The organism is Chitinophaga terrae (ex Kim and Jung 2007) (assembly GCF_900107795.1).
GTDB lineage: Bacteria > Bacteroidota > Bacteroidia > Chitinophagales > Chitinophagaceae > Chitinophaga > Chitinophaga terrae.
On record NZ_FNRL01000015.1, the window covers coordinates 12,876 to 31,951 of the forward strand.

Annotated in this window: 19 protein-coding genes; 3 read left to right on the forward strand and 16 right to left on the reverse strand. The window is 44.7% G+C overall.

Annotation, left to right across the window (positions count from 1 at the left end; all coding sequences use genetic code 11):
• Positions 1–3: 3 nt before the first annotated feature.
• The 16 genes from BLV62_RS16455 to BLV62_RS16530 form a co-directional block, all read right to left on the reverse strand.
• Positions 4–477, reverse strand: a complete 474-nt coding sequence (locus BLV62_RS16455; RefSeq protein ID WP_089763067.1) for a GNAT family N-acetyltransferase — start codon at positions 475–477, stop codon at positions 4–6.
• A gap of 30 nt (positions 478–507) precedes the next feature.
• Entirely contained in the window at positions 508–723 is a 216-nt protein-coding gene (locus BLV62_RS16460) for a hypothetical protein (RefSeq protein ID WP_089763068.1), read from the reverse strand.
• Positions 724–781: 58 nt separating this feature from the next.
• Entirely contained in the window at positions 782–1,354 is a 573-nt protein-coding gene (locus tag BLV62_RS16465) for a DUF420 domain-containing protein (protein WP_089763069.1), read from the reverse strand.
• 96 nt (positions 1,355–1,450) lie between these two features.
• Entirely contained in the window at positions 1,451–2,143 is a 693-nt protein-coding gene (locus BLV62_RS16470; RefSeq protein ID WP_168927886.1) for an SCO family protein, read from the reverse strand.
• 52 nt (positions 2,144–2,195) lie between these two features.
• Entirely contained in the window at positions 2,196–2,597 is a 402-nt protein-coding gene (locus tag BLV62_RS16475; protein ID WP_089763071.1) for a cytochrome C oxidase subunit IV family protein, read from the reverse strand.
• A gap of 60 nt (positions 2,598–2,657) precedes the next feature.
• A complete protein-coding gene (locus BLV62_RS16480; RefSeq protein WP_089763072.1) occupies positions 2,658–3,332 on the reverse strand; it encodes a cytochrome c oxidase subunit 3 in 675 nt (224 codons plus the stop codon).
• 27 nt (positions 3,333–3,359) lie between these two features.
• Entirely contained in the window at positions 3,360–3,926 is a 567-nt protein-coding gene (locus BLV62_RS16485; protein WP_089763073.1) for a cytochrome c oxidase subunit 3, read from the reverse strand.
• A 17-nt stretch (positions 3,927–3,943) separates the two neighbouring features.
• A complete protein-coding gene (cyoE, locus tag BLV62_RS16490) occupies positions 3,944–4,819 on the reverse strand; it encodes a heme o synthase (protein ID WP_225889619.1) in 876 nt (291 codons plus the stop codon).
• A gap of 142 nt (positions 4,820–4,961) precedes the next feature.
• Positions 4,962–6,773 carry a cytochrome c oxidase subunit I gene (locus BLV62_RS16495; protein ID WP_089763074.1) on the reverse strand — a complete coding sequence of 604 codons (1,812 nt, stop codon included), beginning with the start codon at positions 6,771–6,773 and terminating at the stop codon, positions 4,962–4,964.
• A 110-nt stretch (positions 6,774–6,883) separates the two neighbouring features.
• On the reverse strand, positions 6,884–7,927 hold the full coding sequence (locus tag BLV62_RS16500; RefSeq protein ID WP_089763075.1) for a cytochrome c oxidase subunit II: 1,044 nt from the start codon (positions 7,925–7,927) through the stop codon (positions 6,884–6,886).
• A gap of 62 nt (positions 7,928–7,989) precedes the next feature.
• Positions 7,990–9,189, reverse strand: coding sequence for a quinol:cytochrome C oxidoreductase (locus tag BLV62_RS16505; RefSeq protein ID WP_089763076.1), 1,200 nt, complete (start codon positions 9,187–9,189; stop codon positions 7,990–7,992).
• Between the two features lie 40 nt (positions 9,190–9,229).
• Entirely contained in the window at positions 9,230–9,835 is a 606-nt protein-coding gene (locus BLV62_RS16510; protein WP_089763077.1) for a c-type cytochrome, read from the reverse strand.
• An 80-nt stretch (positions 9,836–9,915) separates the two neighbouring features.
• Positions 9,916–10,509, reverse strand: coding sequence for a DUF3341 domain-containing protein (locus tag BLV62_RS16515; protein ID WP_089763078.1), 594 nt, complete (start codon positions 10,507–10,509; stop codon positions 9,916–9,918).
• A gap of 47 nt (positions 10,510–10,556) precedes the next feature.
• Positions 10,557–11,993: an NrfD/PsrC family molybdoenzyme membrane anchor subunit gene (gene nrfD / locus BLV62_RS16520; protein ID WP_089763079.1), complete on the reverse strand. Its 1,437-nt coding sequence runs from the start codon at positions 11,991–11,993 to the stop codon at positions 10,557–10,559.
• A gap of 108 nt (positions 11,994–12,101) precedes the next feature.
• Positions 12,102–15,164 (reverse strand): TAT-variant-translocated molybdopterin oxidoreductase, encoded by a 3,063-nt coding sequence (locus BLV62_RS16525; RefSeq protein ID WP_089763080.1) that lies wholly within the window; start codon positions 15,162–15,164, stop codon positions 12,102–12,104.
• Positions 15,165–15,254: 90 nt separating this feature from the next.
• A complete protein-coding gene (locus BLV62_RS16530) occupies positions 15,255–16,529 on the reverse strand; it encodes a c-type cytochrome (protein WP_225889618.1) in 1,275 nt (424 codons plus the stop codon).
• A gap of 448 nt (positions 16,530–16,977) precedes the next feature.
• Between BLV62_RS16530 and BLV62_RS16535 the strand changes: the two genes are divergently transcribed.
• The 3 genes from BLV62_RS16535 (at position 16,978) to BLV62_RS16545 (ending at position 19,072) form a co-directional block, all read left to right on the forward strand.
• Positions 16,978–17,727, forward strand: a complete 750-nt coding sequence (locus tag BLV62_RS16535) for a copper resistance protein NlpE N-terminal domain-containing protein (protein ID WP_089763081.1) — start codon at positions 16,978–16,980, stop codon at positions 17,725–17,727.
• Positions 17,728–17,801: 74 nt separating this feature from the next.
• A complete protein-coding gene (purN, locus tag BLV62_RS16540) occupies positions 17,802–18,371 on the forward strand; it encodes a phosphoribosylglycinamide formyltransferase (protein ID WP_089763082.1) in 570 nt (189 codons plus the stop codon).
• Positions 18,372–18,403: 32 nt separating this feature from the next.
• Positions 18,404–19,072 carry a hypothetical protein gene (locus BLV62_RS16545; RefSeq protein ID WP_089763083.1) on the forward strand — a complete coding sequence of 223 codons (669 nt, stop codon included), beginning with the start codon at positions 18,404–18,406 and terminating at the stop codon, positions 19,070–19,072.
• Positions 19,073–19,076 lie beyond the last annotated feature (4 nt).

A 19,076-nucleotide genomic window follows, 5' to 3' on the forward strand; every position in this document is an offset into this window, starting at 1 on the left:
AAATTATTGTATCCTGGGCAATTGACAGGTCATTTCGTTATCGCCGGCGATAAAACCGAATTGCTCGTATAACAACCTGCCCTGTTCACTGGTATGAAGACTTACTTTACCGGTGTTGCGGTCTTTTGCTTCCTGCATAATTTTTTGCAGCAACGTTTTTGCGATGCCTTGCCTGCGGTATTCAGGCAACGTATAGACGTTGAGGATATAGGCAACTTTTCCTTCCAGGTTGTGGTAAAGTGGCGGTTGGTTATAGAAAACTATACCGGCGCTTGCCACAGCCTTGCCATTATATTCGGCAAACCAGTTTACGAAATTATCTTTTGCGATGTGTTCTTTCAGGTAAACAGAAAGATGATCAGCCAATTTCTGATCATGCGTCGTATTGGCGTTAGGGTAAATTTCTTTGAGAAACCGGAGGCGTAAATCTATTAGTTGGGGGATGTCTGTCACATCCGCCTTTCTGAAGGTTATCATAGTTTAAATTTGGGTTACACCCAGGGGCCATCAGGCTTCCTTATTACTTTTCCACCACCTGAACGCAAGGAAACCAATTATAACCAGCGGGGTTAGCGCTAACATTAAAATACCGTTGTTCAGGCCCTTTGCAGGACCTTCTCCCAATTGCTGGGCAGTTTTAGTACATAAGGAACACTGGGCCATTACAGCTACGTTCATCAACAAAAAAGCACCGGTCAATAAAAAAGCACCTATCCTTTTCATACAAAACTATTTTACTACAAAATTAGCAGTTCTGCTGCAATTAAATTGCGTATTTCCATCAATGGTAATATGGAGAGATCATTATATACACAATCACACCGGTAACAGCCACATAAAACCAGATCGGCCAGGTGATACGGGCAATTTTACGGTGACGTGGAATATCGTTCTGAAAACCACGGAGTGTAGTGAATAATACCAGCGGCACAATCACGCCAGCCAATACTATATGAGTAAGCAATAAGAAATAATAGATATAACGGATGCTGCCTAACGCTGCCTTTTCTGCTGCATCCAGTACACCGTTATGGTCGATATCCCCATACCGGGTTTCAGGCGCCAGCGCATGGTAGGTAACATAAGAAAGCAGGAAAACAACAGATAATCCTATAGCTATCAGGTTGGTGTTCCTGTGAGCTTTTACCAGGCCATTCTTGATAAAATAAAGGCTTGCCAGCAACAATACCGCCGTAGCTGTATTCAGGATCGCGTGAAATAATGGAAGGATCTTCACATCAAAGCCCGGGTGAAAATCAGGCTTTGGTAACACAAAAAGTAAAGCCACCAGCACAGGAATCACAATCGAAACGATGGTTATCGGCGTATTGAGATTTTTATTCTTCAACTCCATTATAGTGATATTTTTATTTATGAATTACGGATTTGCGAACAAGATACATAAGGTATCTTCCCACAAATCCGTAATACTTATTGCGATCTATAAAAATCAGTTCTCCCCTGCGAACAGTTTCTTGAGGAAAGCCATGAAACCAGGGCGATGCCTGTCTTTTGCCAGGTGCAGCGTAGCGATATCGCCGGCTACTTTCTTTATCGCGTTGGAATCGAGGCCGTTGTAATATCCCCTGATATTCCTGTTCTTGTCGATCAATACCAGCTTCTCAGTATGAATGAAATCATCTGGTCCGCCATCTCCTTCTGTTACAGAAACAAAAAACTGGTTCCTGGCGAGATCGTAGATCTCTTTTTTGCTGCCTGTAAGCAACCACCAGTTATCTGGATTGATCTGGTGCTGGTAAGCGTATTGACGAAGTTTATCGACTGTATCTCTTTCCGGATCTACTGAAAATGAGAGGATCTGCAGTAATGTGTCATTTTTCACATATGCGTCCTGGATCAGTTTCAGGTTTTTTGTCAGTGTCGGACAGATAGAAGGGCAGGAGGTGAAGAAGAAATCTACCAGCAATACCTTTCCTTCCATGTCTTTCAGGCTAACTTCCTCGCCTAACTGGTTGGTAAGACGGAAGTCTCTCAGCTGATGGAAAACACTGTCGTAGGATACTTTACCATTGTTCTTTACAGTATCTATCCTTTCGAAGATATAATACCCCGGAACCGGAACCACATTTTTGCCGTAATGATCTACTATGAGATACCCTAAAAGCGGCACTAAAATGGCCAATGAAACTCCTAATAAAGCCCTGCGAGAAATGATCCTAAAGTTTTAATTTTTATTAATGGTGAGATTCTGCCGGTGCTACCAGGGTCTTTTCTACTGGTGTACCAGGTTTCAGATCGTCACGTAAGCGTTTCCAGGAATCGCCATCGTAAAGGAATGCGATGATGAACCAAACAAACAGCAGCAAAGGCAGCAAGATGGTCATGATCAGGTTTTTGATCTCATGACCCAAGTGCATAAACTCAGCTACGATAAAGAATGCTTTTGCAATGGTCAGAATAATGAATATTCCGTTCAGTGCAACTCTTGGCATAAAGTTGTATTCCAGGTGCAAGAATGCCAGTCCTACTTCGAAAATTGTAATACCTAACAGGATCCAGAATGTTTTCCAGATTGTTTTGGTAGAAGAATCTACGTGAGCTGGTTCATGTCCTTCTGCAGAATGCGTATGCGCCATTTCTATTTAGATTAAAATAAATTCAAAAATCAGTTTCAGTCAAGTTCCGCTTTGTGACGATTAGAGCAGGTAGAAGCAGGTGAATACAAATACCCAAACCAGGTCCACAAAGTGCCAGTATAAACCTACTTTTTCAACCATTTCGTAGTGTCCTCTCTGCTCGTAAGTACCTTTCAGTACGTTGGCAAGAATTACGATATTCAGCACCACACCGGAAGTTACGTGCAAACCGTGGAAACCGGTGATGGTAAAGAAGAAGTTAGTGAAGTTGGTAGAAGCGGCAGTTCCGTCAACATTGGCGAAAGGATTACGGCCCCACCATGCGCCTTCGTGGTACAGGTGTGTCCACTCCCAAGCCTGACAGCTAAGGAACATCAGACCGCCGATGATAGTCCATGTGAGCCATTTAGCAACCGCTTTCTTGTCTCTCATATGACCAGCATGTACAGCCAGTACCATGGTTACAGAGCTCATGATCAGGATAAAGGTCATCAAGCTCACGAACATCAATGGCAAATCGGCATGTCCCATGCCCGGGAATGACTTGAACACTTGGTTAGGATCAGGCCAGGATGGGCTGGAAAACCGGATAGTACCATATGATATCAATAACGCACCGAAAGTGAACGCATCTGATAGCAGGAAGTACCACATCATCAACTTGCCATAGCTCACATTAAAGGGAGAATAACCTCCGGCCCACCATTTTTTCTTCGCTGTAACTGCTGTATCCATTGTTAGTTTTATAAAATTTTACAAAGTTTATCTGGCGATACTCAAAAATATTAACAAATAAATCCAAAGTACATCTACGAAATGCCAGTATGTGGCTGCCACTTCGATAGGTACCGGGCTGTAAGTGCGGATGCGGGTCCTGTAAGCTCTGGCAAACATCACCAACAGCGCTACCACGCCTCCTAAAACGTGCAGCATGTGCACTCCTACGATCACATATATAAAAGAAGCAGAAACGGGCCCATCAAGCGGCAATCCTACGTTCTTCAATTGTGTAAATCCGATCCACTGACACACCGCAAAAGCAACACCTAAAATTGCCGTAACGGTGATCAGTTGTTTGTATCTTCTCATATTCCTTTCCTTAAATTGCTTCAAGGCCAGGTGAATTGTTAAACTACTGAGCAAAATTACAGCAGTCGACAACCAGAATATATGAGGTAATTCAAAAGCTAACCAATTTGCCTGTGCTCTTTTAACAATGTAAGCGCTGGTAAATCCGATAAACATCATTGTAATACTACCCATGGCTATCCATAGGGAGTATTTATGCGGATGTATTTTCTTACGTTGTTCTAATGTCATAGTATTCATCACTCCTCCAATTTCAATTAAGCTTTATCCAGCAATTGTACCAGTTGCACTACAGTCAGGTAAATATATGATCCGAACATCAGTTTACGTGCTGCAGGAACATCATTCTTCCTGTAAAGGTTAACAGACCTGTAGAAGAAGAATAAGCCGGCTACAATCGCTACTATTGCCGAAATGCTACCTGTAATGCCCAGTTTGTAGGGAACAATACCGGCAGGGATCAGCAACAGGGTATAGGTAGCTGCCTGAAGAGCAGTGTATTTGTTAGGTTCGCCGCTACCAGGTAACATTTTGAACCCGGCTTTTGCGTAATCTTTATAAGCAATCCAGGCAATAGCCCAAAAGTGAGGGAACTGCCATAAGAATTGAATGGCGAATAAAGACCAGCCGCCACTGCTCAGTTCGTTAGCGCCTGCTACCCAACCGATCAATGGAGGCATGGCTCCCGGGATGGCTCCTACCAGTACAGATAGTGAATTCCATTTTTTCCAGGGAGTATATACAAAGCCGTACAATACTAATGAGAGCAAGCTGAGAGCAGCACATAACCAGTTAAAGCAGAATCCCATTAACAGGACGCCGCCTATGCCGGTGATGGCAGCCAGTATAGTTGCCTCCAGGTCGCCCATTCTGCCGGCAGGCAGCGGACGAACGGCGGTACGGGCCATCAATTTATCCGTGTTCTTCTCCCAGAGCTGATTGATCGTGTTTGCTGACCCTGTGACCAGCAAACCTCCAGCAAATAATAAAAGAACTTTCACCCAATTGAACTCGATCATTGGCACCAGCAGATAACCTACTACTGATGAAAATACCACCATGAAAGTGAGATTAAACTTCATCAACTGAGAGTAATCTTTCACTTTGCTGGCAATAGCGTACGACGAGGACAATTTTATGGTGTTTTCTTGCAACATTTTTTTTCTAGCCACATTCCGGAGTTATATATCCGGAACAAATTTACAAACATCACGGAGAACAAAGCCCCGGAAGGAAGAATTTTAAGAAAAGCTCTTTCCTTCCGGACCAGAAATATTAGTGTGCGGACTCATTAGGACCAATTGGTTCCGTCTGAGGAATGAAATCACGTCCGTCTTTACTGTAATCGTAAGCCCAACGGTGAACTTCAGGAATTTCGCCAGGCCAGTTACCGTGACCGGGATTGATTGGAGTGGTCCATTCCAGGGAAGTTGCTTTCCATGGGTTTTGCGTAGTCATCTTCCTACCTTTGAAAATGCTGTAGAAGAAGTTGAAGATGAACAGCAGCTGGGTAGCAAATACTACGATCACCACAACACTGATAAAGTGGTTCAGTGGCTCGAACTGGTTGAAAGAAGCCCAGTTGGAGTAATCGTAATACCTTCTTGGCATACCGGCCATACCTTCGTAGTGCATTGGCCAGAAGATCAGGTAAGCACCAATCAGCGTGATCCAGAAGTGGATGTAACCCAATGTATTGTTCATAAAGCGACCATACATTTTAGGGAACCAGTGGTAAATACCGGCAAACATACCGAAGAACGCAGATACACCCATTACTATGTGGAAGTGCGCGATTACGAAGTAAGTATCGTGCAGGTGAATATCGATAGATGAGTTACCCAACCAGATACCTGTTAAACCGCCGGAGATGAAAGTGCTTACAAAACCGATAGAGAACAGGGAAGCAGGCGTGAAGTGGATTTTACCTCTCCAGATCGTCGTAATCCAGTTGAACACCTTGATGGCAGATGGTACCGCGATCAACAATGTGAGGAGTACGAAGAAGGCGCCGAGGAACGGATTCAGACCTGTTACGAACATGTGGTGCGCCCAAACCAGGAAGGCCAGGATACAGATAGCGAACAGGGAACCGATCATTGCCAGGTAACCGAAGATAGGTTTACGGGAATTAACCGCGAGGACTTCAGACACCATACCCATTGCAGGGAGGACGATGATATATACCTCAGGGTGACCCAGGAACCAGAATAAGTGTTGATAAAGGATTGCGCTACCGCCTTCGTTAGCCAGCGCTTTACCGGCGATGAAGATATCAGACAGGTAGAAGCTTGTGCCGGCGTGACGGTCCATCAGCAACAGGATGAAGCCTGACAGCAACACAGGGAATGACAATACACCCAGTACAGCAGTGAAGAAGAATGCCCAGATAGTCAGCGGCATCTTGGTCATAGCCATACCTTTGGTACGCATATTCAGGATTGTAGAAATATAGTTCAGACCGCCCAGGAGCTGAGACACAACGAAAAGTGCCATACTGGTCAACCAGAGGTCAACACCGATCTTGGAACCGATAGAAGCATCACCCAATGCACTCAGCGGAGGATACATTGTCCAACCACCGGAAGCAGGGCCTGTTTGAACAAACAGGGAAGCCATCATTACCAGGCTGGCCAGGAAGAAGAACCAATAGCTCAGGCAGTTCATAAATGGAGACGCCATATCGCGGGCACCTACCTGCAAAGGAATGAGCAGGTTAGAGAAGGTACCGCTCAAACCGGCGGTCAATACAAAGAATACGAGGATTGTACCGTGCATTGTTACCAATGCATAGTAAGCTTCCGCTGAAATTCGGCCACCTTTAGCCCAGTGACCCAGGATGCTTTCCAGCCATGGAAAGGTTGCATCCGGAAAACCAAGTTGCAAACGGAACAGAACAGAGAAGAAAGCACCAATAACGGCCCATATAATACCTGTGATCAGGAATTGTTTGGCGATCATTTTGTGATCCATGCTGAAAACATATTTCGAAATGAAACTGTCTTCATGATGGTGCTCGTGATCATGATGATCATGCGCTCCGTGCATTACCTCCTGTTGACTGTGCAATGTTGCTTCGTTACTCATAATCGGTTCGGTTTATTATAAACTAACGCCCGGGAAGTATTGTCGTTTGTCAGTTTGTCTTTATAGTTTTTAATTGTACTCCGTCAAAAAATCTTCTACACAAAAATGGCTTACTTAATATTTGCAGCCACTGCTTTTTGTGTGCTATCTGCTTTAGGCGCTCCGGCCGGCGCTGCTTCTGCAGGGTGAGCCAGTTCGTAAGCAGGTTTTTGGCTGGCAACCCATTTGTCATATTCCTCCTGGGTTTCAACCACGATAACACCTCTCATGGAGTAGTGACCGCTACCGCACATCTGATCGCAGGAAATTTCGTAAGTAAAGTCCGGGTTCCCGGTTTTTTCTTTCATTTCCTTGGTAGTGAACCTAGGCGTTACCCACAGGGTAGTAGGGATACCAGGTACAGCATCCATTTTCAGACGGAAGTGAGGCAAGCCCACATCATGGATAACGTCACGGGAGCCGATAACGAATTTTACTGGTTTACCAACTACCAGGTGCAGTTCGGTAGGAATAAAATCGTCTTTGCTCAAAGGATCGTTCCAATCAACACCCAATTCATTGCCTTTTGCAGGATCGATGTTTTTGAAATCGCGACGGCCTAACTGACCATCCTTTCCTGGATAACGGTATATCCAGTTAAACTGTTTACCGGTGATTTCAACTACTGCAGCGTCTTTAGGTGCTTCAGAAGTTAACTGGAACCAGTGTTTCAGACCGAAAGCCACCAGGATCGTCAATGCAATAGCTGGAATAACGGTCCAGATAACTTCCAGTTTGTTATTGTGTGGAAAATAAAAAGCTGTTTTTCCTTCTTTCTCCTGGTATTTGAATGCGAACCAGAACAGTAAAACCTGGGTGATCACAAATACGAAACCGGTGATAGCCAGTGTTACATAGATCAGCGTATCAACGCCTTTACCTTGTTCTGAAGCAGATTCGCCAAGGATTTTGCCTTTCAACAAATCGTTACACCAGTACACTCCTATGAGCCCCAGCACCAGGAAAGCAATCAATAAGAAACCATTGATACGGTTACTCTGTTCACGTGCTTTCTTTTCTCCCTTCAATATGGACACATATTCGCTCGCCTTCGCAATCTGGAAGATGACTATGAATATGAGAACAACAACTAAGACTGCTAAAAATCCTGACATTGCTATATGAAATAATTAAGTTATCTAATGATTTTCTATTGCCTATGCTCCTTGAAACACAATTAAGTGTGGTGAACAATACTCTCTTTCAGGTAAGGGTGATTCTTCGGAACTAAAGCAGCTTTAGTCAGCTGGTTAGCAGTTAAGAAGATGATCAGTCCCACAAATCCAAGTCCAAGTCCGAGCTCATACCAAGGGAATACCAGGTGTTTAACAGTACCAGGGTAAACCATCTGCCAGAAATCCAGCCAGTGACCGAAGATGATCACTACAGCGATGAACACTATTGCAGTATAGTTACGTTTAGTATCCCTCTTCATCAGGAACAATAACGGTGTAATAAAGTTAATCAGCAGATTCAGGAAGAAGATCGGCCTCCATTCGCCCCAAACGCGAGGTTGGAAGTATTCAGTTTCTTCAGGCATGTTAGCATACCAGATCAGCATGTACTGGGAGAACCAGAGGTAAGTCCAGAAGATGCTGAATGCGAACATGAATTTACCGAGGTCATGTAAATGTTCTTCAGTTACATAAGTCAGGTAACCATGTCTTTTCAGGTAAACTACGAATAAAGAGATCAGCGCAAGTCCGGATACCCAGGTGCTGGCGAAAGTGTACCAGCTATACATGGTAGAGAACCAGTGTGAGTCAATGCTCATCAGCCAGATCCAAGGAGTGGTAGAACCAACGCTGAGTGTAAAGATCACCATGAATCCACCACAAACAACGGTGTTTCTCCAGAGGATCTTACGGCCGGTTTCGCGGCTCAGATCCCATCCATCTTCCTGGATAGACATTTTACGGATTCTCATTGTAAAGAATATCCACAGTGCTAAAGTGATGATAGTAGCAGTGGTAAAGAATCCTTTATTCAGGAAAGCTTTTTTCCAGTTTAACACTTTATCGTGGGCAACGTGTTCAGGGTTTACCCAGTGGTAAATATCTTCTTTGCCCCCCATAACGAGGATCATTACCACGATAAATAAGATAGCGGCCAGGATAGGCACTGCCATTGAAATAGCTTCAGGTACACGGCGGAAGGCAATCTGCCAGCCCCCTTGTGCCAGGGTAGTAGCAGCTATAAAAAATGTGCTTGCCAATGTAATCAGCAAAAAGAAGCTGCTGTTTTGCAACAGACCGGCCCAGAACCGTGTCTCGCCCTTAAACGCAATTAATCCGATCAGAAATGTCAGCAAGCCTACTCCCATCAACACGAAGCTGGTCATTCTTAATCTTGCCGGTACTACAAATTGGTCTTTCATTACTGTATATTAAAATACTTTTGAAATGCTGTTTATCTAATTACTTCGCTGCGGTACTATCACCTGCAGGTGCTGCTTCTGCTACGGGAGCTGAAGCGCCTGCCTTTTTACTTTGAATATATGCCACTACTTTCCAGCGTTGCTCTCTGTCGAGCTGGCTGGCGTAGCTTCCCATCATATTATATCCATAAGTGATCACGTGGAAGATACGACCTTCGGTTAATCCTGCTTTTGCACCAGCAACCAGGTTAGCCGGAGCGGCAGGGTAAGGGCCATCACCACCTTTGTATAATGGACCGTTACCGTCTAATGCTGTACCATGGCAGATACCGCAATAGATATTAAATAAACGCTCTCCCTCTTTCAGATCGGTAGCGGTTATAGTTAATGGATTCTTAACCAGATTCGCTTGTGCAGTATCTGACTCTTTCAGGTGGTATGGCAGAAGCTCTCCTCTTTTAACTGTTCCTTCCACTGGTTTCAGACCTGACAAACGAGCACTGTAAAACTCATACGCACGGGATTCATACATGTCTGGCATATAAATCCTGCCGGGCTTTCTGTTATGCTCTCCTCTGTTACAGGCTGCCAGGAAAGCTCCAGTTGCCAATGCGGCTACAATCAATATGTTGGAAGTCCTTTTCATCAGAAATTATTTATCTAGCTTTCATTAGTCTTGCTTACCAAATCCTAATGTTGCAACTGTATTTTTTAGCTGTTAAAATATTAAGCGTTAGCGGTTTGGATTTTACGCAGATAAGGCTCATCATCCTTATCGAATCTTCCGAACCACCATCCTGCTTCAGCTTTCTGTTCATTTATATCGTGCGCACCAGCAGCAGTAAGGAAGCTCTTTACCTCTTCTGCGTTTGTTTTTTCTGTCAGCTCAATGACCATTACAAACTTATCGTCTGTCTGTCTTGGATGGAAGATATGTTTCTTCACCCCTGGCATAATCTGGCAAAGCCAGCAGAATGTCATCACCATACCTACCGCAGCAAACAATACTGTCAGCTCAAAGGTAATCGGAATGAAAGCAGGCAGCGGGAAATGCGGTTTACCACCAATATTCAGCGGCCAATCGGCATTAAACACCCAGCTCATGAAAGACAATGCTGTAGTAGTTCCGGTAATTCCGTATATGAAACCGGCTGTGTGCAGACTGGATTCTCTTAAACCCATTGCATGATCCAGGCCGTGAACAGGAAAAGGAGTATATACATCGTGCAACTTGTAACCTGCAGTACGTACTTTCTTTACTGCCGGGAACAATACTGCCTCATCGTCAAACAAGCCTACAACAAAATTTTTAACAGCCATATATTTAAAAATTCAAATTCCAGTAATTAGTTCTCTTAATTCGTCTATTAGTGTGCATGAGCAACATCATGAGCAAATTTCTCATCGCTCTGGTCTTCGTAGACTTCCATTTTCTCTTTAAAGTTCTCGCCTGAAGTTTTCAGGATAGACTTGATCTCAGCAACCGCAATTACCGGGAAGTATTTAGCGAACAGGAAGTAGCAGGTAAAGAACAGACCAAAAGTACCCATGTAGAAACCAACTTCCGGCCAGGATGGACGATAGTAAGACCAGCTGGATGGCAGGTAATCGCGGTACAGTGAAGTACAGATGATCACGAAACGCTCGAACCACATACCAATGTTAACGATGATAGACATTACAAAGGTTACGGCAATACTTCTTCTCATCTTGCGGAACCAGAACACCTGCGGAGAAATTACGTTACAGGTCATCATGATCCAGTAAGACCAACCCAGCGGACCGGCAGCGCGATATTTGAAGAAGGTATCGAATTCGTAAGGGTTAGCACCATACCATGCCATGAATAACTCAGTCAGGTAAGCGCAACCAACCACAGAACCGGTCAATACAATTACTTTGTTCATGGCTTCCATGTGGCCAATGGTAATATATTGTTCCAGGTTCAGGATCTTACGGGTAATGATCAGGAGTGTTTGTACCATCGCGAAACCGGAGAAGATCGCACCCGCCACGAAGTAAGGAGGGAAGATGGTAGTATGCCAACCAGGAATTACTGATGTAGCAAAGTCGAAAGATACGATAGTGTGTACAGAAAGTACCAGTGGAGTAGCCAGACCAGCGAGTACGAGCGATAAAGCTTCGTGACGTTGCCAGTGTTTGGTAGAACCTGTCCAGCCAAAGGAAGCCACACCATATAACAACTTACGCAATTTTGTTTTAGCCCTGTCGCGAACTGTTGCAAAATCCGGGATCAGACCAGAGTACCAGAACAACAGCGATACGGTAAAGTATGTAGAGATCGCGAATACGTCCCAGAGAAGCGGAGAGTTAAAGTTAACCCATACAGGACCGCGGGTGTTAGGGTAAGGCAGGATAAAGAACGCCATCCATACACGACCCATGTGGATGATCGGGAACTGGCCCGCGCACATTACCGCGAAGATGGTCATCGCTTCAGCAGCACGGTTCACACCTGTACGCCAGCCCTGACGGAATAACAAGAGGATCGCGGAGATCAGCGTACCGGCGTGACCGATACCTACCCACCATACGAAGTTGGTGATATCCCAACCCCAACCGATAGTCTTGTTCAGATTCCAAACACCAACACCGAAATAGATCTGCCAGAACACTGAAAATGCTCCGAAGCCCAACAGTGATAGTGATATAAAAAAGCCTACATACCACAATTTACCAGGCTTTCCCTCAATGGGACTAATGATATCTTCCGTTACCTGGTGATAATCCTTTTCCCCGTCTACCAAAGGTTCTCTCAGTGTGGATTCGTATTTTAAATGCATATTCTATAAGCTTTTAGCCGCTAGCTCCAGCTGCTAGCCCTTGTCTTTTGTTATGATCTCAGATTCTGTAACTTCTTTCTTTTTCCTTAACGAAACTCGTTAAAATCATTACGCATGATGTGCTTCCTCGTGGTGAGCAGATTCTGCTTTCGGAGCTGCATCTTTGTTTCTGATCTTAGCCAGGTAGTTGATGTTAGGTAATGTATGCGTTTCTTCCAACACATAGTATAACCTGTCTGTCTGTTGTTCGTTACGGATTTTGAAGATTTCGCTGTTCTTATCGTTCACGTTACCAAATACGATCGCACCTGCGCTACATGCCTGCTGACATGCGGTTTTAGCTGCTCCGTCTTTCAGCGGGTGACCTTCTTTCTTAGCCTGCAGTTTAGCATCCTGTAAACGTTGTACGCAGAAAGAACATTTTTCCATTACACCACGGCTACGAACCACTACATCAGGGTTCAGCACCATACGTGTCAGGTTATCGTTCATATCAGCTACATCGTACAGGTTGTTTTCAAAGCTATCAGCACCGTTCCAGTCTCTCCAGTTCAGGCGACGTACTTTATAAGGACAGTTGTTAGCGCAGTAACGAGTACCAATGCAACGGTTGTAAGCCATCTGGTTAATACCTTCGTTGCTATGGTTAGTAGCACCTACCGGGCAAACGTTTTCGCAAGGCGCGTTGTCGCAATGCTGGCATAGCATCGGTTGGAATACTACTTCAGGGTTGTCTGTATCTCCGCTGAAATAACGGTCGATACGGAGCCAGTGCATTTCGTGTCCTTTCGCTACTTCATCTTTACCAACTACAGAAACATTGTTCTCTGCCTGGCAAGCTATGGTACAAGCACCACAACCGAAGCAGGAGTTGAGGTCGATAGACATACCCCATTTAATACCCTGGTATTCGTAGTTAGGGTAGAGGGTAGCGTCTTTACGGAAGTCAGGACCGAATTTTTTCAGTTCATTCCTATCTTCATTTACCTCTTTAGGGTTCCTGATGAACTCTGCCAGGGTAGTTTCTTTAACGATAGGACGACCTTCGTAGCTATTGTGAGTTTGGGTTGAAGCAACCGGGTATTTGCTACCTGTAGCTTCAACGCTGGCGTCTGTACTGAAATAATCGAAAGTCTGGCCATTAAAGCTTACAAAAGGATAAGCGTTTTTACCGATACCACCGGCTGCTTTACCTGTATTAGCGCTGCGACCATAACCCACCGCGATAGCAATTACATCCGGGTGGATACCTGGTACGATCAGCAACGGCAATTCAACTTCTTTGCCATTAGCTTTAATTTTCAATACTTTCCTTTCAACATGGATCTCGTAGTCATCACCCAGTTCAGTAGAGAATTTCTGTGCCAGTGTATTGGAAATACAAGCATAGTTATCCCAGGTTGCACGGGTGATCGGATCTGGCATTTCCTGTAACCAAGGGTTGTTTGCCAGCCTACCGTTTCCGATAGCTACTTTTTCGTATAATACCAATTCGTAGGTACCGCCTTTCTTAGCGCTGTTGATCTTTGCAGCAGCGCCGGCAACATCGCCGGCAAAGCTAGCGCCGCTCAAAGCAGGGGCTGTAGCTGGTTCGATCACACCGTCCTGCAGTACTTTATCCCATGCAGACTGGTCGCCGCCCAGTTTCGCAACCCATTCGTTTTTCAGGTAATCTGCCCAGGTAGTGGTATTGCCACTCCAGGTTAACAGGGAATCCTGTACAGCGCGTGTTTTGAAGAGAGGGAGAATAGTAGGTTGAGTGAAGCTGTAGTAACCGGTTTTTGCTTCTGCATCGTTCCAGCTTTCGAGGAAGTGATGATCAGGAGCCTGGTATTTGCACAGTTCAGTTGTTTCGTCGTTTCTTTCGTTGAAGGAAACAGCCAGTTTCACTTTCTTCAGACCTTCAACGAATTTAGGAGCGTCGTAGTAGTCATAAGCCGGGTTAGCACCGTAAACCAGTACTGCTCCGATGCTGCCAGCGTTCATGTCTGCAACCAGTTTCGCCATCTCTGCGTCGTTACCCTGACGGTAGTTAGAAGGAGAAGCGAAATCGATAGTTGTACCGTTAGCGCCGATGATGTTGTTGATAGCGTTAACGATGATCTGAACGTTTACATCGTTGGAACCGCTTACTACCAGTGATTTACCCTGGTTAGCTTTCAGTTCTTTAGCTGCTTTCTGGATACCGTCGGCCACTCGTTTATCGGCGATGGCAGGAGCGGTAACATTACCGCCAACTGCAGCCAGGAGGGCTAAAGCAACTGCACCAGCCTGAGAAGGGCGGTGAGTATATCTTTCGTCGGCATTTGCACCGGTAAGGCTCATTGTGCTTTCGAACACGAAATGTTTGGACATTTCAGGTTTCTTGGCATCGATCTTACGGGTTTTAGCGAATTGATCGCAGAATTCAGCAGGGTTCAGCCAGGTACCGAGGAAATCGGCGCCGAGGCTTACAATAACTTTTGCATTATCGAAACGGTAAGAAGGAATTACTCTTTTACCGTAAGAAGCTTCATTAGCAGCCAGCATACCGCTGTAAGACACGGCATCGTATACTACGTGGCGTGAGTTAGGGTATTTGGCGAGGAACTCACCTATCACTTTTTTAGTGGTAGGGCTGAGTAAAGTAGAACTTAATAAAACAACAGGAGCACCGCCTAATCCGGACAGTGCTGCAGTTACTTGTTTATCCAATTCGGCCCATGTCGTTTCGGTACCGCCGATAGAAGGGTAACGAAGGCGGGCAGTATCATAAAGGCTCAGTACAGCGCCTTGAACTCTGGCTGTAGTTGAACCGTTAGTGATAGTAGATAAAGTATTTCCTTCCATTTTGATGGGGCGACCTTCGCGGGTTTTCACCACAACAGGCACGAATTCACCATCAATAGTATAAGAAGAAGCATAATAGTTGGCCACACCCGGGGTGATTTCCTCCGGTTTGTTAACGTAAGGAATAGCTTTTCTTACCGGTGTTTCACAGCTGGCAGCAATTGCAGCGGCAGCGGTAGTGAACCCCAGATATTTCAGAAAATCCCTGCGGGGGGTAGTAGCATTTAACAGGCTTTCACTCTCGAACGGCAGCTCTTCACTGAATTCGTTCTTCACAATTTCCTGATGCGCATCGGTATTGTGCAACTCCTCCAAGCCTTTCCAATACTTTTTTTGCTCCATGTTATATTAACGAGTTACGTTTATAAATTTTGATATCTTCTTTTGATTCTGAACACCGTATAACCGGTGTTTCTAAATCTTAAATCCTTCCTAGTAGTGACATTTTTGACAGTCAGTACCACCAACCATTTCTACAGTCACGCTGTCGATCTTTCCTTCTTTAACTTGTTGATGAAGCTTTTCGAAGATGCTGTAATAGTTGTTATCTGCAAACTGTACTTGTGTAGTACGGTGGCAGTTAATACACCAGCCCATTGACAGGTCGGCAAACTGATGAACTTCGTCCATTTCAGTGATGGCGCCGTGGCAAGTCTGACATTGTTGTTTACCAGCCACTACGTGTTGAGAGTGGTTAAAGTAAACGTGGTCTGGCAGGTTGTGGATCTTAGTCCATTCGATAGGTCTGCCTGGTTTGGTGTAAGCACCTTTCTCAGGATCCCAGCCTACGTAATCGTATAATTTTGCAATTTCAGCAGTACCATTCACTTTTTTACCTTCTGCTGTTACCAGTTCAGGGCCAGAGTATTCTTTAATGGCCTTGTGACAGTTCATACAGATGTTTTCAGAAGGGATCATAGCATGCTTGCTCTTCTCAGCGCCGGCGTGGCAGTACAAACAGCTGATCTGGTTGATACCTGCGTGTACTTTGTGGCTGTAGAAGATAGGTTGTTCAGGCATGTAATCTTTCTGCCTACCTAAGTTAATTGCACCGTTAATGAGGAAATAACCGCCCACCATGAAGAGCACTAAGCTGATCAGTGCCAGGTAAGCTTTGTTCCTGTAGAAAGGAACTGGTTCAGGAGTAGCCTGGCCTTCTTTATCATTAGCCAACTTGTTAAGGTTGCTGTTGATCTGCATCAGGATAAGCGCTACAACTGCGAGAACCAGGGTGATGATACCGAACAGCAAGCTGTTGTCACCGCCTTCTTCCTTAGCAGCAGGAGCTCCGTCAGTAGGAGCAGTCTTATTGCCTCCTGGTGCTTTCGCTCCTTCAACTTTAATATACTCAAGGATATCATCGATATCCGCGTCCGAAAGACCGGCAAACGAAGGCATCTGCTGCTTGTTATACTCAGCAAATAGCTGGTTAGCATACTTGTCGCCTGATGCCAATACAGAAGCGGAGTTATGAATCCACTGATGTAATAACTTTCTATCAGACCAACGTTCTTCTACCCCCGCTAAAGCAGGACCTGTCAGCTTTTTATGGACATTATGGCAGGATGCGCAGTTGGTTTGGAATAATGCTTTACCCTTCGCTGAGTCCGCAGCCTTAACAGAAGAAAACGGAATTACTATACTAGCGCATAGAATAAGCACACTCACAAAATGCTTGCGCAAAAGAATGGAAACACGACGATACACAGCCTATATAGTTTAGATTTGACCTAAAGTTTCTTAAAAGTGCCAGCAAAAATAAGACAGAATGTTGACAATTTTCAAACAATTCAAAAAATTTATTATCTACTTATTCGTCTGTTTTTCTATTTACAATCAGTGGAAAATTCGGCGAAAGTCTTACTGCTGGCTATTTTAACACCTCTGACATATCCTACCTTTCAAAACTTATTATTTTAATTGAAAGTTCATCCCCCATGTGGATAATAGTCTACATCATAATATGGCTCAAGGTTTCGGGGGATATAATTATAATATATGCTGATGAAAATAAGATAGTGGTCTCCTATATCCTGGGCATCATATATTATATATATACAGCGCAAACACACTTTTTAGTCCCGGAGACTCGTTAAATTTACCATAATAACCTATCAGCCATCCAGAATGTTCAAACCTCTAAAAAAAACCTCGTATGAAGAAAATCCTGTTACTGATAGGGCTATTCTCCCTCCCGGCATGCAATAGCCAAACGGCAAACAACGGCGCCGACAGTAGTAATACGACGAGTCTGCACCCTGCCGGACAGCCTCCCAAGTTAACCGGTACCTTCCAGGGCACCCTGCCCTGCGCCGACTGCCCCGGCATCAATTACCAGGTAACCCTGTTTGACGACCATACCTACAGCGAGCTAACCGCCTACCAGGGCAGGGGAATGAACCTGGCAACTGTGGAAAAGGGAACATGGAAACAATTGTCGGATTCTACGGTCCTGATCCAACGAAAGAAAGACAGCTCTTCCTTCCTCCTGTCTGACGGCCACCTGCTGCTCCTGGACCCGAAAGGGCGCCGGATAGAAGGCGTACTGGCCAGCAATTATGTACTAAATGCGATAGAAGGGGGCGATAAACGCAAACTTTACGAACAAAAACGCCAGGAAGGCATCGAATTTACCGCTAATGGCAATGAACCCGGCTGGACGCTCGACATCGATCGCAAACAGATCACTTTCCGCGACATGAACGGGGAAGAGATACAGACGGCTTTACCAGCTCCAAAACCTAACCTGGATACCTTAAAGGTGTATACCACTCCCAAGATCACCGTCAGTATCCGCAATACATTATGTACCGACGATATGAGCGGGATAATGCGACCCAACACCGTACAAATAAACATAAAAGATAAAGTGTTCCAGGGCTGTGGCGAATACCTGGATAAATAGGAGTGGCAACAAATTTTCATACTCCTTTCAAATAATTACCTTTGCACCTTTGCGAGCCATTAAAACAATTTCTTTTGAAAAATATCGCCATTTTCGCATCTGGTACAGGAAGTAACGCTCAAAAAATCATAGACCACTTCAGACATTCGGATATTGCCAGGGTAACTTTGATCGTGTGCAACAAACCCGGCGCCGGGGTATTGCAAATTGCTGAACGTGAGAATATTCCATCTGTCTTAATAGATAAAACCGCCTTTTTTAATTCAGATACTTATATAAAAGTATTACAGGATGCAAAAATCGACCTGGTCGTGTTAGCTGGTTTCCTTTGGAAAGTGCCTGCCAACCTCGTACAGGCGTTCCCTAACCGCATTATCAATATACATCCTGCGCTTCTGCCTAAATTTGGCGGGAAAGGAATGTATGGTCATTTTGTGCATGAAGCTGTGATCGCAGCCGGAGAAAAGGAAAGCGGTATTACCATCCACTTCGTGAATGAAAAATATGATGACGGAGAAACCATCTTGCAGGAGCGTTGTGAAATAACCGCCGACGACACGCCGGAAACCGTAGCCAAGAAGGTGCAGGCGCTGGAGCATCGCTGGTTCCCGGTAATTGTGGAACGATTATTGTCAAAAATTTAAGCATCAGACGCCGCTCTAACCCTAACAACTGTATGAAAAAAACACTGACACTCTTTTGTTTTTTTTGCTTTATTATACTATCTGCCATAGCCCAGGATAGTACTAAAAAAGTTGGTCGAAGGGGTTACCTGAAGGTGAATCCTACGACCCTGATCAATGAATTAGATATTTATCTTGAACAGGAAATTTCAGATAAGGTAAGCCTCGAATTCGGCATAAGCGGTATTTATACTGATTACCCTGATTATGTACTGGCAAAAAAGATCGATATAGGGCAGAAAAAGCCGGACGTTAGTACCAGCCAGTTTGTTGATGGCCGGGGGTTAGGATTCAGGTTCGGAACCAGGCTATATCTCTTTTCAAGAAAAACAAATATATCCAGGGCTGCCGGTACTTATTTTGAACCGGTGCTTTTCTTCAAAAAGATCTTCTACCCGAACGAAGACGTTACCTATAACAATACCAATTATACCAATTCGGCCGACAAAAGCGTAGCTGGGCTGCAACTTTTAATCGGCCGGCAGTTCACCAAAGACAAATTCATACTTGATCCTTTCATCGGTATAGGGGTCAGGAGCAAGATCTATCAGTATAATACCTATCATTTCGACAACAACAATGTATCGCTTAACGATGGTAAAATGGTTAGCATCTTACCCAGCTTCCATTTCGGCGTGAAACTGGGATTAAGAACCTGGTAAATCA